The organism is Candidatus Accumulibacter propinquus (genome assembly GCF_056856495.1).
The window spans coordinates 1,034,850-1,048,857 of record NZ_JBSEHC010000003.1 but is presented as its reverse complement, the minus strand read 5'-3'; the positions used below and the strand labels follow the sequence as shown (position 1 = coordinate 1,048,857).

General features: G+C 59.9%; 14 protein-coding genes and 2 tRNA genes. 9 read left to right on the top strand and 7 right to left on the bottom strand.

Annotated elements, in window-relative coordinates; genetic code table 11:
* Positions 1-3 precede the first annotated feature (3 nt).
* Positions 4-1,890, bottom strand: a complete 1,887-nt coding sequence (locus AC15MQ_RS10785) for a sulfatase-like hydrolase/transferase (RefSeq protein WP_483080119.1) — start codon at positions 1,888-1,890, stop codon at positions 4-6.
* 160 nt (positions 1,891-2,050) lie between these two features.
* Between AC15MQ_RS10785 and AC15MQ_RS10780 the strand changes: the two genes are divergently transcribed.
* From AC15MQ_RS10780 to dtd, 4 genes are read left to right on the top strand one after another with little or no spacing between them, the layout of a single operon-like run.
* Positions 2,051-2,293 (top strand): hypothetical protein, encoded by a 243-nt coding sequence (locus tag AC15MQ_RS10780; protein ID WP_483080662.1) that lies wholly within the window; start codon positions 2,051-2,053, stop codon positions 2,291-2,293.
* A complete protein-coding gene (locus AC15MQ_RS10775) occupies positions 2,233-2,457 on the top strand; it encodes a hypothetical protein (protein WP_483080118.1) in 225 nt (74 codons plus the stop codon). Before AC15MQ_RS10780 ends, AC15MQ_RS10775 begins: the two co-directional genes overlap by 61 nt.
* The gene (arsN2, locus tag AC15MQ_RS10770) at positions 2,454-2,912 is read left to right on the top strand and encodes an arsenic resistance N-acetyltransferase ArsN2 (protein WP_483080117.1); all 459 of its coding nucleotides are present in this window, start codon (positions 2,454-2,456) and stop codon (positions 2,910-2,912) included. The genes AC15MQ_RS10775 and arsN2 overlap by 4 nt, the downstream gene beginning before the upstream one ends.
* Positions 2,909-3,361, top strand: a complete 453-nt coding sequence (dtd, locus tag AC15MQ_RS10765; protein WP_287655487.1) for a D-aminoacyl-tRNA deacylase — start codon at positions 2,909-2,911, stop codon at positions 3,359-3,361. The genes arsN2 and dtd overlap by 4 nt, the downstream gene beginning before the upstream one ends.
* Before the next feature lie 159 nt (positions 3,362-3,520).
* Here the strand turns inward: dtd and AC15MQ_RS10760 are convergent.
* The 3 genes from AC15MQ_RS10760 to gltX form a co-directional block, all read right to left on the bottom strand.
* Positions 3,521-3,596: transfer RNA gene (locus AC15MQ_RS10760), tRNA-Glu, on the bottom strand.
* Between the two features lie 24 nt (positions 3,597-3,620).
* Positions 3,621-3,696: transfer RNA gene (locus AC15MQ_RS10755), tRNA-Ala, on the bottom strand.
* Between the two features lie 96 nt (positions 3,697-3,792).
* Positions 3,793-5,214, bottom strand: coding sequence for a glutamate--tRNA ligase (gene gltX / locus AC15MQ_RS10750; protein ID WP_483080116.1), 1,422 nt, complete (start codon positions 5,212-5,214; stop codon positions 3,793-3,795).
* 462 nt (positions 5,215-5,676) lie between these two features.
* Here gltX and AC15MQ_RS10745 point away from each other — a divergent pair, with 462 nt between their 5' ends.
* Positions 5,677-6,726, top strand: coding sequence for an HD domain-containing phosphohydrolase (locus AC15MQ_RS10745; RefSeq protein ID WP_287655379.1), 1,050 nt, complete (start codon positions 5,677-5,679; stop codon positions 6,724-6,726).
* 72 nt (positions 6,727-6,798) lie between these two features.
* The gene (locus AC15MQ_RS10740; protein WP_483080115.1) at positions 6,799-7,695 is read left to right on the top strand and encodes a transporter substrate-binding domain-containing protein; all 897 of its coding nucleotides are present in this window, start codon (positions 6,799-6,801) and stop codon (positions 7,693-7,695) included.
* Between the two features lie 122 nt (positions 7,696-7,817).
* On the opposite strand, the gene AC15MQ_RS10735 is transcribed toward AC15MQ_RS10740, so the two are convergent.
* Positions 7,818-8,030, bottom strand: coding sequence for a hypothetical protein (locus AC15MQ_RS10735; protein WP_483080114.1), 213 nt, complete (start codon positions 8,028-8,030; stop codon positions 7,818-7,820).
* A gap of 765 nt (positions 8,031-8,795) precedes the next feature.
* On the opposite strand from AC15MQ_RS10735, the gene AC15MQ_RS10730 reads away from it, so the two are divergent.
* The 3 genes from AC15MQ_RS10730 (at position 8,796) to AC15MQ_RS10720 (ending at position 12,419) form a co-directional block, all read left to right on the top strand.
* Positions 8,796-10,751, top strand: coding sequence for a response regulator (locus AC15MQ_RS10730; protein WP_483080113.1), 1,956 nt, complete (start codon positions 8,796-8,798; stop codon positions 10,749-10,751).
* 405 nt (positions 10,752-11,156) lie between these two features.
* Positions 11,157-11,708 (top strand): phasin family protein, encoded by a 552-nt coding sequence (locus tag AC15MQ_RS10725; RefSeq protein WP_287655376.1) that lies wholly within the window; start codon positions 11,157-11,159, stop codon positions 11,706-11,708.
* A gap of 168 nt (positions 11,709-11,876) precedes the next feature.
* Positions 11,877-12,419, top strand: coding sequence for a phasin family protein (locus AC15MQ_RS10720; RefSeq protein ID WP_287655375.1), 543 nt, complete (start codon positions 11,877-11,879; stop codon positions 12,417-12,419).
* Between the two features lie 69 nt (positions 12,420-12,488).
* Here the strand turns inward: AC15MQ_RS10720 and AC15MQ_RS10715 are convergent, their stop codons facing one another.
* Positions 12,489-13,247: a competence/damage-inducible protein A gene (locus AC15MQ_RS10715; protein WP_483080112.1), complete on the bottom strand. Its 759-nt coding sequence runs from the start codon at positions 13,245-13,247 to the stop codon at positions 12,489-12,491.
* The gene (locus AC15MQ_RS10710) at positions 13,244-13,996 is read right to left on the bottom strand and encodes an EI24 domain-containing protein (protein ID WP_287655373.1); all 753 of its coding nucleotides are present in this window, start codon (positions 13,994-13,996) and stop codon (positions 13,244-13,246) included. Before AC15MQ_RS10710 ends, AC15MQ_RS10715 begins: the two co-directional genes overlap by 4 nt.
* Between the last annotated feature and the right edge of the window lie 12 nt (positions 13,997-14,008).

Sequence of the window (14,008 nt, the reverse complement as noted above, 5' to 3'; positions counted from 1 at the left end):
GGCTCAACCCTTCGGACGACTGAAGCGCGTCAGGTTGTTCATCATCTCGACCATGGCCGGACGGATCTCGCTCTTGGCTTGGTCGCGATCGCTGACCGGGCGATCGTCGTCATCCAGTACCTGAACTCGGACGACCCCGGAAGCGTTGACCGGGAACGAGATCTTGAATTTCTCGCCGAGGTAGGCAATGCTGTTCCAGCCTGCGGCAACCGCGTAGTCACGATGAAAGTCTGCCGCGAGCAGATTCTGCCCGAGCGAGAAATCCGCCGGCGGGTTCTGCACCCCGAGCAGCGGCATCAGCGTCGCCGGAAGGTCAAGATGGCTGCTGATGCCGCTGATCCGGCGCGCGTTCTGACCCGGGACCCAAAGGACCGCCACCGTGCTGGTCTGAAAACGATTGAAGTCCGCCGCGTGTCCCCAGCGACCACGCTCCATGAATTCCTCGCCGTGATCGCCAAGCACGATGACGATCGTATCGTCGAGCAGCTTCCTTGTCCGCAGATGGGCGATGATGCGTCCGATCTGCTGGTCGACGTGGTGGGCAGCGTTGATGTAGCGGTTCTTGATCGGCACCATCTGCTTGGAGAAATCAGCCGAGAGATAGTTGAAGTCCTCAAGATACGGTCGGGCGATGACACTTTCCGGCGGGAAAGTGTATTTGGCATGGGTGCCCTCGAAGAACATGTAGGTCATGAACGGCCTGGATTGATCACGACTGTCGATGAATTTAAGGATGTCATCGATGTTCTGCCGGTCGCGCTGCCAGGCGGGAGGCCCCTCGGACAGGGCGTGCATGTCGGCCGGGTTCATCCGGGCAAAAACGGTTTCCTGGAACGGAGGATAGGTGAAACTCTGGCTGGTATGCAGACTGAACTGGTAGTTCTGTTGCTGCAATACGTCCATCAGCAGGGGGGACCGGCGCGCGGCCTGCATCGGAAACCAGTAGTTGCCGTACAAGCCGTAGAACATCGAGAAAATGCCCATCTGGGTGGTGTTGCCACCACTGTAGTGCTGCTCGAGGCGCAGGGCATGTTCGGAAAAATCCCAAAGCTGCGGCATGATCGTGCGATCAAGCAAATCGTAGCGCAGCGACTCGACAGCTAGCCAGACGATATTGAGCGGACGTGCAGGCGGCTCGACACGTAGCGGCACCAGTGGATAGTTGAGCACGCTGTGCTTGACATGCAAGCCGTCCGCGGCTTCGGAAGCAACGCTCACGCCCAGGCGCGAGGCCAGTTTGCGGAAGGTGGTGGGCAGGTACAGCGGGTAGCGCTCGCTGGCAAAAAGGATGGGCTGGTAGTTGGCGGCTGCACTGAAACCATAGGCCACCCGCTCGCCAACCGCAAAACTCAGGACCGCCAGCAGCAACCAGCGCGCACGCGGCATCCACCGCCTGGGACGCCGACCCGCAGTACGTCGCGTTGCCCAGTAGTAGGTGGCCGCCTGCAGTGCCAGGAGGGCGATGACCACCAGGGTGGCGGTCAGTTCAGTGCTGCGACTTGCCCCCAGCGAAGCGATCCCGCCCGGGGTGAACACCAGATCGAGGACAAAGCCGTTGATGTGAAATCCGTACATGCTGTAGATCACCCGGTCGGCGAACAGCAGCACCTGAACCATCCCGGTCAGGCCGATCAGCAAGATCGCCAACGCGACCACCCCGCCACGGCTCGCAGCACGCCGGGCCAGGAATCCGTACAGCAGATAGCCGGGGAGCAGTGCCGGCAGCAGGTAGAGGAACGCGTAGCTGACCGTGGTTGCCAGCGTCCACAGCGCCACCGCAAGGGTGCTGTAGGCCTGCTGGGTGGTAAACACGCTGACGTGCAGGGTCACCCACAGTCCGGAAAGAACGAAGAAACGGTTAATACTGTCGCGAGAAGGCAATGGGCTCATCGGCATCCTTGGGGGTAAGCCGATATTTTAGCGGAAAAAGATTAGCCTGGCCTTAAGCCGTGCACGCACGGTCGACCGGCGTTGGCGCGGCGTGGCCAGCGGAGCCGTCCTAACTGATGGGACGGACGATGAGGCATTGATGTCGGTTAGAATATCCGTCATGAGCAACCATCATCATGATCACGACGAGCACCAGCACGCCGGCCACGAGCATGGCGCGCAGGCGCATCATCACCACGCTGATGCCGGTACACGACTGATCTGGGCCTTGCTGCTGACGCTCGCCATTGCCGCCGTCGAAGAGTTGACCGGCTTCTGGTCGGGATCGCTGGCGTCGCCTCGGTGCCCGGCCTGCATGTCTGGACCCTGTCTTCTCGGCGGATTGCCTTGTCGGCGCATCTGATCGTCGAATCGCTCGAACAGTGGCCGACCATACTCGCCGCCAGTCGGCACACACTCGCTGATCAGGGCATCACCCACGTGACACTGCAGCCGGAACCCCTGCGCAACAAGGTGCACTGGCTGCCCGCGCCCGCACAGCGCCTCCGGCAAGTGGTACAGGAATGAGTCAATGGCTGCTGACCGAGCCTGCGGTAGACGATCTGCCTGAACTGCTCGCGCTCCTGCAAGAATGCGGACTGCCGCATGGCGACGTCACCGCCGACAAACTCGCAGAATTTCTGGTCTGCCGTGCCGAGGGACGACTGATCGCTACGGCTGGACTGGAGGTCTGCGGCGATACCGTATTGCTGCGCTCGCTGGCGATTCTCCCCGGCTACCGACAACGCGGACTGGCCAGTCGGTTGCTCGAAGCGCTACAACAACGCACGCGCGCCAGGCGGCAAAGGCAAATCTTTCTACTGACCACCACCGCGCAGGAGTTTTTTGCCGCCCGCGGTTTTGTGCGGAGTGCCCGTCAGCTTGTACCGCCGGGGATTGCCGATACCGCCGAATTCCGCCAGTTGTGCCCGGCATCGGCGACTTGCATGCACCAACAGCTTGACGACCAGGTATTGCCATGAGGGTGGTCGTGCAGCGCGTGACCTCGGCGCGAGTCGAGGTTGCGGGAGAAGTCGTCGGCGCAATCGGACAGGGCCTGCTGATCCTCGCCGGTTTCGAGGACAGCGACAGCGATTCCGATCTCGGCTGGATGTCGAGCAAAGTCGCCCGGCTGCGCATCTTCCCCGACGCCGCCGGGGTGATGAACCGCAGCGTCGGCGAAACCCACGGGGAAATCCTGGCGATCAGTCAGTTCACCCTTTTCGCGTCGACACGAAAAGGCAATCGGCCATCCTGGAACCGCGCCGCACGACCGGAAATCGCACAGCCGCTGTTCCAGCGCTTTGTCGACCAGCTCCAGGACGTGCTCGGGCAAGAAGTGCAAAGCGGGGTTTTCGGTGCCGACATGCTGGTCCACCTGGTCAACGACGGGCCGGTGACGATCAGCATCGATTCGCGCCGACCGGAGTAGTGTGACGGGACATCTCAGACACGACCAAAAAAAACGGTCCCACTTTCTCGGATAACCAGTGATGGTCTAGCCGGCGTCCCACCGCTTTTTTGTCACCAGAAACCTTCGATGCTGTACTGTGCGACCGCATCAGCCCGCTCTTCAAAAGCGGGGAACTGCTGGCGTCCCCACGGGGATTCGAACCCCGGTACCTACCGTGAAAGGGTAGTGTCCTGGGCCTCTAGACGATGGGGACCCGGAACTGTCTTCTTTCGGCGCCTGGTGGAGGTACGCGGGATCGAACCGCGGACCTCTTGCATGCCATGCAAGCGCTCTCCCAGCTGAGCTATACCCCCGCGCGAAAGAAGCCGGCATTATAGGGAGTGGGCCCGCTGCTGTAAAGACTGACTGCCTTGCTCGGCGGATGTCCGTCCCGGTGCCGCCGCAGCGCGCTAGGAACACCCGGTCGGTGAATGCCTGGCCTCACTGATTGCAGTCAGTCGTTTGAGCACCATCTCGCGCGGGAAAATCGCGACCAGTGCATCAACCGACGGTGTTTGCTCAAGGCCCGTCAGCAGGATGCGCAGCGGCATCGCGAGTTTGGGCATCTTCAACCCGTGCCTGGCGACGCAGTCCTTGATCAATGCGCCGATGGCACCGCTCTCCCAGGCGACATCGGTGAGGTGGGCAACGAAATCGCTCAGCACCGCGAAGGTTTCCGGCGTCAGGTGTTTCGCCAGGAGTTCGGCTTTGGGCTGCAGGTCAATATAAAAAACTTCAGCCACGTTGGCCAGTTCGTTGAGGTTGCCAACCCTTCCCTTGTGCAGCGCGATGATGGCGGCCAGCGACGGACTCGCCGCGACGGTAACGCCGCGCGCCTCCAGGCGTACCCGGAGCAGTGACTCCAGCCGCTCCGGGTCGACGGTCCTGAGGTAGTGGGCATTGAGCCAGTTCAGCTTTTCGGTATTGAACTGCGCCGCCGATGGCGTGATATGGTCGAGTTCGAACCATTCGCAGAACTGCGACATCGAAAAAATCTCGTCGTCGCCGTGCGACCAACCCAGGCGCGCCAGGTAATTGAGTACCGCTTCGGGCAGGTAGCCTGCATCGTCGTATTGCATGACACTGACCGCGCCGTGCCGCTTCGACAGTTTCTGGCCATCGCCGCCAAGAATCATCGACAGGTGCGCATAAAGCGGCACCTGCGCGCCAAGCGCCTGCAGGATGTTGATCTGGCGCGGCGTGTTGTTGACGTGGTCGTCGCCCCTGATGACGTGTGTGATGCCCATTTCCCAGTCATCGACGACGACGCAGAAGTTGTACGTCGGTGTACCATCGGCGCGCGCAATGATCAGGTCATCCAGTTCGGCGTTGGCGATTTCGATACGTCCCTTGACCAGATCGTCCCAGGCCACCACCCCCGCAGCGGGATTTCTGAAACGCACCACGGCCGGCATCCCAACTGGCGGCGTTGGCAGCGTCTTGCCCGGCTCGGGCCGCCAGCGGCCGTCATAGCGTGGCTTGAGGCCCTGTGCACGTTGCTCTTCGCGCAGACGATCGAGTTCATCCGGCGTCATGTAGCAGCGATAGGCGCTGCCAGCGGCGAGCATCTCCTCGATCACGGCGCGGTAACGGGGCATCCGCTGCGTCTGGTAGAACGGCCCCTCATCGTAGTTCAGACCCAACCACTGCATCCCGTCCAGGATCGCCTGCACCGCCTCGGGTGTGGATCGGGCGAGGTCGGTATCCTCGATGCGCATGATGAAGCTGCCCGCGTGGCGGCGGGCGTAGGCCCAGGAAAAAAGCGCAGTGCGCGCACCGCCGATATGCAGGAAACCGGTGGGAGAGGGCGCAAAACGGGTGCGGATCATCATCGCTGGTCGCAGTCTGGCAAAACGCCCATTCTAGTGGAAGCGGACGGCAGGAGTGCGGCTCCCACGCGGGTTCTCGACAAGACGCGGGCGACAGCGGACGCCAACTGAAACGCCCAAATCTCGAACTCAGTGCGGCGGTGCATACGCCCCCATCCCCTGTGCGGTAAAGCACACGTGCATCCACACGCCATCCGCCGCCCCCCCCTTTGTCTTGCCGGGTCTGAAACCAGGCCCGCCCTGCTCCAGGTGAACCGGATCGTGACCTATTGGCCGAGGTGGATTGTCCCTATTTCCCCTTTACAGCGAATGGCTAATTCGAGTTAGACTTGCACGCTGCAATCATACGTCTTGGAATTGATGCAACATGGGTTATGTCTTCGGCGTTCTCCAGGCTTTACCCCGGTTGACCCGCCATCGCTCCTTGGCACTGGCCATCAGGAACCGTAGCCCTCTGCATGAAAGATGTCAGCCGTGAGACTTTCGGTGGTAATCGTCGACGATTCAGACATCAACTTGATGCTGTTCAAGAATCTGGTAGCACGCTGCGGCGATATTGAGCCCTTGACCTTCAAACACTCCATCGCCGGGCTCGAATGGTGCAAAGCGCATGGCGCGGACATCGTTGTGGTGGACTACATGATGCCGGCGCCGGATGGCATTGAGTTCATCCAGCGATTTCGCCAGTTACCGGAAATGGGCGACATCCCTGTCGTCATGGTTACTGCCAACAATCTCGTGGAAGTTCGCTACAAGGCACTGCAGGCGGGTGCTACCGATTTCCTGACGAAGCCTGTTGACAAGAACGAATTCATTGCCCGAATCCGCAACATGGCTGCCCTGCGCCGCAGCCAGAAACTGCTGGCTGATCGGGCGGCCCTGCTCGCCAGTGAAGTGGCCGCTGCGACAAAAGTGATCGCGGCAAGAGAGCGCGAGACCATCTTCTGCCTTGCCAAAGCAGCCGAGTATCGCGATCCCGAAACGGGGGCCCATATCATGCGCATGGCACATTATTCACGCTTGATTGCCGCCGGACTCAAGCTGCCGGTCCAGGAGCAAGAACTGATCTTTGAGGCCGCTCCGATGCACGACCTGGGGAAAGTCGGAACTCGTGACGAGATTCTCCTGAAACCAGGACGACTGACCGAAGACGAGTTCGAAATCATGAAAACACATGCCACCATCGGCTATCAAATCCTTCTCGGCAGCAGTTCGCCCAAACTGCAAGCTGCGGCGGTCATTGCCTGTAGCCATCATGAGAAGTTCGACGGCAGCGGTTATCCCAAGGGACTCGCCGGCAATGAAATTCCGCTGTATGGACGCATCGTTGCGCTAGCCGACGTTTTCGACGCCTTGACCTCGTGTCGCCCCTACAAGAAAGCCTGGGATGTATCGCGCGCAGCCGCGTACATCCGGGAACAGTCCGGATCGCATTTCGACCCAGCATGCGTCAAGGCTTTTTTCGAAGCATGGGACCAGGTTCTCGCGATACGAGAGAACTACGGCGACGAGTAAGAGTAACCGATCCGGCAATCCTGTCACTGGCTAGAAAATGTTCTGCAAATCTGACCGATCGGAGGAATGTCCATGAAACGGTGCAAAATACTTTTCAGGTTTCTCATCTGTGGCTTCCTGACCCTGGTAGTCGCAAGTCAAGCCTGGGCCGCCGATCTCAAGGAAATTCAGGCACGCGGCGAAATTCGGCACCTCGGCATCCGGTATGCCAATTTCGTTACCGGCGACGGGGACGGATTTGACGTTGACCTGGTGAAGGGCTTCGCCAAGCATATTGGTGTCAAGTATCAGCTGGTTTATACCGACTTCTACAACGTCATTCGCGATTTGCTGGGCAAGAATGTCGTGCGCAAGGACGGTAACGTCTTGCTGGATGGCGACTTCCCGGTGCGCGGTGACATGATTGCAACGGGATTCACCGTTCTGCCCTGGCGCGAAAAGGTTCTGTTGTATTCGGAACCGACGTTCCCTTCACAAGTGCTCCTGGTCGCCCGAGCCGAATCGCCTTATACGCCGATCAAGGACAGCGGCAGTCTCGAAAAGGACATCCACGAAACCAAGGCGATGATCGGCAAGAAAAGCCTTCTGGTCATGGAACGAACCTGTCTCGACCCGGCAAACTATGGCCTGAAGGGAACGGGTATCGATCTTCGCGCCTATACCAGGAGTACCAATCTCAACGAGATGATTCCGGCACTCTTGAACAAGGATGCGGAACTCACCCTGCTGGACGTGCCGGATGCCATCCTCGACCTGCAAAAATGGGCTGGCAAGATCAAGGTTCTGGGTCCGATCTCGGAAGAGCAACAATTGGCGGCAGCATTCCCCAAGTCTTCTCCGGAACTGCGAGCCGCGTTCAACGACTACCTCCGCAAGATCAAGGCTGACGGAACTTACGACAAGCTGGTCAACAAATATTATCCGGGCGTCCGGCGCTATTTCCCGAGCTTCTTCGCCAGGAAAGGCTGAGATCAAAGTCGAAGCCGGTCGTGCTTTCATCGATCCGCTCCCGATGGCCCCTGTTCGTTGCGGCTGCTTTCTGCATCTATGCGTGGTTGCTACTCTGGCACGCATTCAGTTCTCAGGAGCAACTACGGGCGGCGGCCGAAGTCCGCATTGTCGCTGACAGCAATCGGCGCGCGGCGGCACTTGCCGACTTCGCTGTCGATCGACTGAACGGTACCGCGGAACTCGCGGAAGTACCTGAAATCCAGAACTTTCTGGTCAATAAAGCCCTGGGGATGTCGCTCAAGTACGGGCTCAACGCCAACCTTGATGCCATCGATGTCCGCTTCCGGCGGCAAATGGACAAGAAGATTCGCGGGGAGCCCATTTACAGCCGCATCCTTCTCTATGGCGATGACGGTGAAATCCTGGTAGACATCCCCCCCGGCGGCGACCCTCCTGGCCTGCCAAGGTCATCCCAAGACGCATCGGCGCTGGACATTACCCCGGCGAACCGGCAGATCGTCGCCACCGCGCCGGTGCACTACAAAGAGAGCCAGGCCGGTACTGTCGTGACCATTGGCGACCTGGGACAGCTTTCGAGATACCTGATTTCCCCTTCACCCGGAACCGGGTATGAGGAACTGTTGCTTACTGATCAGGGACAGCCACTCCAGCTTGTCGGGCAAGATTCGGCCATTGCAGGGAATGCTCAGTCATTGGTGAACTTACCCGAGGACAAACTGACGGCGATCAACGAAAACCCGTTTTCGGCGCTTCAGGGTGACCCGAGATCACATGATTCGGAACTGCTGGCCCTGAGGACCAAGATCGCGGGAATGCCCTTGTCCCTGGTCACTATCCTGTCCGCAGAAGATATTTATGGTCACATCACCCCCCGCCTGCTCCTGTATCTGGCGAGTGCTGTCCCGCTACTGGTCCTGTTCGGTGCGGTCATGTACGACCGCATGCGGCAACGTACCGCCAAGCTGCAGGAGGATATGCTTGAGTCCAGCCTGCGAAGTTCTGCGCTGCAGGAACTCAATGCTTCACTGACCGGCGAAATTCAGCGACGCGAAAGGGTGGAGAGTGAGTTGCGTGAGAAAAGCAGGCAGCTCGAGGAGATGGCCGGCAACCTCAGGGTCAGCGTGATGCGTGCGGAGGATGCCAGTAGAGCGAAATCGGAGTTCCTGGCGAGCATGAGCCACGAAATCCGGACGCCGATGAATGGGGTCATCGGAATGACCGACCTGGTGCTTGAAACGGAACTCGATGACGAGCAGCGCGAGTTCCTGAACATCGTGAAATCCTCGGCCGCCGGATTGCTGACCATCATCAATGATATCCTGGACTTCTCCAAGATCGAGGCCGGCAAGCTCAGCGTCGAAACGATTTCGTTTGACCTGATCGGATTGATTGGCAGCGTCCTGAAACCCATTGCGATCCGCGCCAACGAGAAAAATCTTGAACTGTTGAGCGACGTGGCCCCGAATGTGCCGCGGCAGTTGCTTGGCGACCCGGGCCGGCTGCGGCAGGTACTGATCAACCTGCTCAACAACGCGATAAAGTTCACCGAACAGGGTGAGATCCTGCTCAGTGTCGGGCTGGAACGTAGCTGCGGCAGCCAAGCCGAGGTGCATTTTGCCGTGCGGGATACCGGCATCGGGATCCCGCCAGACAAGCAGGCAGAAATCTTTGAAGCGTTCACCCAGCAGGACACTTCGACGACCCGTCGTTATGGCGGAACCGGGCTTGGCCTGACCATCTCAAGACGCCTGCTTGGTTTGATGGGCGGACGTATTTGGGTCGATAGCGAGCTTGATCGTGGTAGCACCTTCCACGCTGTCATCGGCTTTGGCATCGCACCAGACAGGCAGAGTACCCCGGTAACTGAAAACCTGCTTGGCAAACGGGTTCTGATCGTCGATGACAATGCGGCAAACCGACGGATCCTCACCCGCAATCTGAGCAATTGGGGAATGGAGGTCGTCGAAGCTGCCGACGGTCCGACTGCGCTCATGATGCGTGCCGCAAGTCTTGCCGAGGGCAAGGCTTTTGAACTGATTGTTCTGGACTGCAACACGCCGGGAATGGATGGCTTTGAAGTTGCCGAGAGACTCCATGAACTCGAACAGAAACCTAGCCCAGTACTGATGATGCTTTCTTCCGTTGGCGTGCGGGGAGACGGCACCCGCTGCAACGAGGTCGGCATCGGAGCCTACCTGACAAAACCCGTCGATCGGGATGAACTGAGGGCATCGATAATTGCCCTGCTCGGTCTATCGCAGGATGCCGGTGTTTCTGGGCAACTCATAACGAGGCATTGGCTGAGAGAGAGTGCCACATCGCTACACATCCTGGTTGCTGAAGACAATCCGGTCAATCAGAAGTTGATGATCGAGTTGCTGGGCAAGTGGGGACACCGTGTCACCATCGCCGGTGACGGCCGTGAAGCCATAGCCCGGTGGGAAGCTGATCGCTTCGACATCATCCTGATGGACATTCAAATGCCCGGAGTGGATGGATTTGCAGCGACTCAGCAAATACGTTCTCTCGAAAAGAGCAGGGGTGTGAGTCACACCCCCATCTATGCGCTCAGCGCCGCCGTCTTGCCGGAAGACCGGCAGCGAGGCGTCGCTGCCGGCGTCGATGGTTGCTTGACGAAGCCGTTACACCGCGAAGAGTTGCAGGATATTCTGTCCCGCCTGAACCGCGATCCAGTTCCGGACGCGTTGCCAGCGTCCGACTACCGTGCCGCTCTTGCGGAGGCCGACGCCGAGATCATTGACATCATTGGCGAAGCATTCCTGGCGCAAGTACCAGGCGACCTGGCTGCGTTGCACGACGCAGCCGACAGATCCGACTGGACACAATTGGCCCAGTTGGCCCACCAGTTGCGAGGGCTGGTCGCCAACTTTGGTGCCGTCCGCCTCGAAAAGCAGCTTGCTGCCCTTGAGCAGCAGCAAGGGGCAACGGACGCAAAGGAAATCAACCTGTCTGCGGTTGATGAAGAAACCAGGGCGTTGTGCGCATCGCTGGAGTCGTATCTGAAGGAAAGGTGTCGGCATCACGAGAGCTAGGAGCGGCGCCCTGGCAGCTTCTCTTACCACGCCAGAGACCGTGAGCGAAACCCGGGAATATGCTCCACCGACCTGGCCACATGACGTTCACGGGCATTCGCCGGGAATTTTGCCGACTCGCCGTTGCCGCCCCAAGTTGCCGCGCAGCAGGGCAATTCGCAGCAATAGTTAGGACATACCCGCTATGGCATATCAACAATGCTTATAAAACATTACCCTAGGTGCACATGCAATTTGGTGCGGCGCAACAAAAAATGCTTGACAAGTCTTTTCGGACGACTATAATGCAGCCCATGGTGCAGTGCAACAAAACATCTGGGCGCACGCAGAGTGCGGCAATCGGTGAGGTAGACATTGCACATGTATGTTGTGTTGTGCCCCCATTTTTTCCTGAGGAGATTGACCATGTTTAATACGCCCGAGCAATTCGCCGCCGCCAACAAGGCTTCCGTTGATGCCCTGCTGACTCTTGCCAACACCGCCTTGGCCAGCGCTGAACGCATCGCCGCGTTGAACCTGAATACCGCTCGCTCGGTTCTGGAAGACGGTGTTGCCAACGCCAAAGCCCTGCTGGGCGCCAAAGACCCGCAAGAGTTCTTCTCCGTGCAGGCTTCGCTGGCTCAACCCAGCCTCGAAAAAGCCGTGGCCTACTCGCGCAGCGTTTATGAAATTTCGGCTCAGTCGAAGGAAGAGTTCGCCAAGCTGCTCGAAGCACAGTTCGCCGACTTCCAGAAGCAGTCTCTCTCCCTGCTCGAGAAGGCCACCAAGAATGCGCCAGCCGGTTCCGATATCGCCGTCTCCGCCGTCAAGTCGGCAATCGCATCCGCCAGCTCCGCTTTCGACAGCTTGAACAAGGCTGCCAAGCAGGTTGCCGATATCGCCGAAGCGAACGTCGCCGCAGCGACAAACGCCACTGTCAAGGCTGTCGGCGCCACTGCAGCAAACGTCAAGAAATAGGTCGCGACCTGTTCTGTTCCAAGGCCTGAACGACAGCTGAGCACACAGCCTGCGGCAAGCCCCCGACCTGGTTCGAGGGCTGCGCCTCACGAAGGTTTGGCTGCATGCTTCAGCAAGTATCCGCCACGAGTTTCACCAGTTTCACCATTGCCATTCTCGGAGATATTCATGAGCACCATCGATCTCGAACAACTCGCCCAAAGCCAAAAAGCCAGTGCCCAAGTGTTGCTGACTCTCGCTCGCACTGCTTTCCACGGACTGGAGCAGTTGTCCGCTCTTAACCTCGCCGCCAGCCGCGAACTGTTCAACACCGGCACCACCGGCACGCAACAGCTTCTCGGCGTCAGGGACCCACAGCAGTTGAAGGACGTTGCCGCCTCGCTGGCGCGTCCGAACGTAGACAAGCTCATGGAGTACTCGCGGAGCCTCTACGATCTGTCGGCCAATCTGCAGCGCGAAGTCACATCCGTGCTGGAAGAGCAGTACAGCAACATCCGCCACAATGCAGCGGGCCTGATTGAAAAAACCGGCGCCACCCCGATCGCCGGCGACGTTTTCGGCGCCGCGGTGAAGCAGCTACTGAACGCTTCGAATACGGCCTTCGAGAACATGTCGCAGATGGCCAAGCAAGTGACCGACATCGTCGACACCAACGTCAAGGCAGCCAGCAACGCCACCGCCCAGGCCGCCGCCGCACTCACGAAGAAATGATCAGATTCTGCCGCACCTGATCGGCGCGAAACCCCGGCTCTGGTCGGGGTTTTTTGTTTTCCGGGGGGCTTACTGTGGTCGCGACCGCCAGGTGATCCCGCGCCGCTCGACCTCCTGGCGGATCGTCGCCATTGCCCGCTCAACGAGGGTCGGATCGCCTTCGACGCCCAGTTCCAGGTGCCGCCGCTGCCCGTCGTCGGAGATCGACGGCAGGCTGAACAGCCGTAGCGTTGGAAACTCGGCAACGATACGTTCCATCAGGCCGAGCAGCGCGCTCTCGTAAGCATTCGTACCGGTCAGCAGGAATGCCTCTTCGACCGTTGGCCGCTGGTTGAAGAGATGCCCATAGAAGGTGTCGAGCACCCACTCTGCCATCGGGTGAGCCATCTGCGGAAAACCCGGGAGAAAATGGTGATCGCGTACGCGGAAACCGGGAATGCGGTTGAACGGGTTCGGAATGATGTCCACGCCGCGCGGGAAGGTGCCGAGCAGCAGGCGAACATCATTGATCTCAGCGCCGAAACGCGCACGGATCTCGCGTTCGGCATCGGGATGCAGGACCAGGTCGACGCCCAGCGCCGCCGCCACCGCCTGGCGGGTATGGTCGTCGGGTGTATTGCCGATACCGCCAAAGCAGAACACCACCTCACCGGCGGCCAGGCTGCGCTGCAGCGCCGCGGTGATGCGCGAGCGCTCGTCGCCGAGGTATTCTGCCCACGCTAGGCGCAAGCCGCGCACTCGCAACAGCTCGGCGATTTTCGTGAAGTGCCGGTCGATACGTTTCCCCGACAGGATCTCGTCGCCGATGATGATCGCCCCGAAACTCATCGCAGCTCCTTCAATATGGGTTGCTGGCCGATCACCGTGACCACGGCTCCCTGTCGCAGCCGACGCAGCGCCTCCAGGCAGTAGTGAGTATAAGCCAGAGCCGCCAGCGTCGGCGTCAGCAGGCCAATGACCGGAATGTGCGCGAGCAGCGCCAGGATGACGCCGAGCAGCAACATCGGGAAGCCGTGCTGGCGGCGCAGCAGGCACCACTCGTCAACCGTCGCGTGCACGGACAGCGCGTCGTAAGCAAAGGTGCGACGGGTCAGCCAGGCCATCCACAGCACCGGCAGCAGCAGCGCCAGCCCGGGGATCAGCCACAACGGCAGGGTCAGCAGCCAGCCGACAGTAAACACCAGCACCGCCACCAGGCTGTTCACAACCGCTCCAGCCAGACTGTCCTTGCCGAGGCGTGCCAACTCCGGATAGTCGGTCGATGACACGACCTCCAGCAGCAAGGGCATCACGAAGATCGCCGCCAGCAGCATTGCGGTAACGAAGGCCGCGGCGAGGATCAGCAGCCAGCCGCCGAGCGCGGCCGCGAGCTTGGCCAGCCAGAGTACCCCCCAACCGGCCAGCCAGCTCAGCGGGGGCTGCTCGACCAGGCTGGCAATCAGCCATTCGAGAGAAAAAACCGCCAACCCGACCCAGACCAGCAACCCCAACACCGCCGGTCCAAACACCAGCAGCCACACCCGCCCCTGTCCGAGGGTCTTGATACTGCGCAGCAATGCCAGTCCAACCTCAGTCATGGTCCGTCTCCT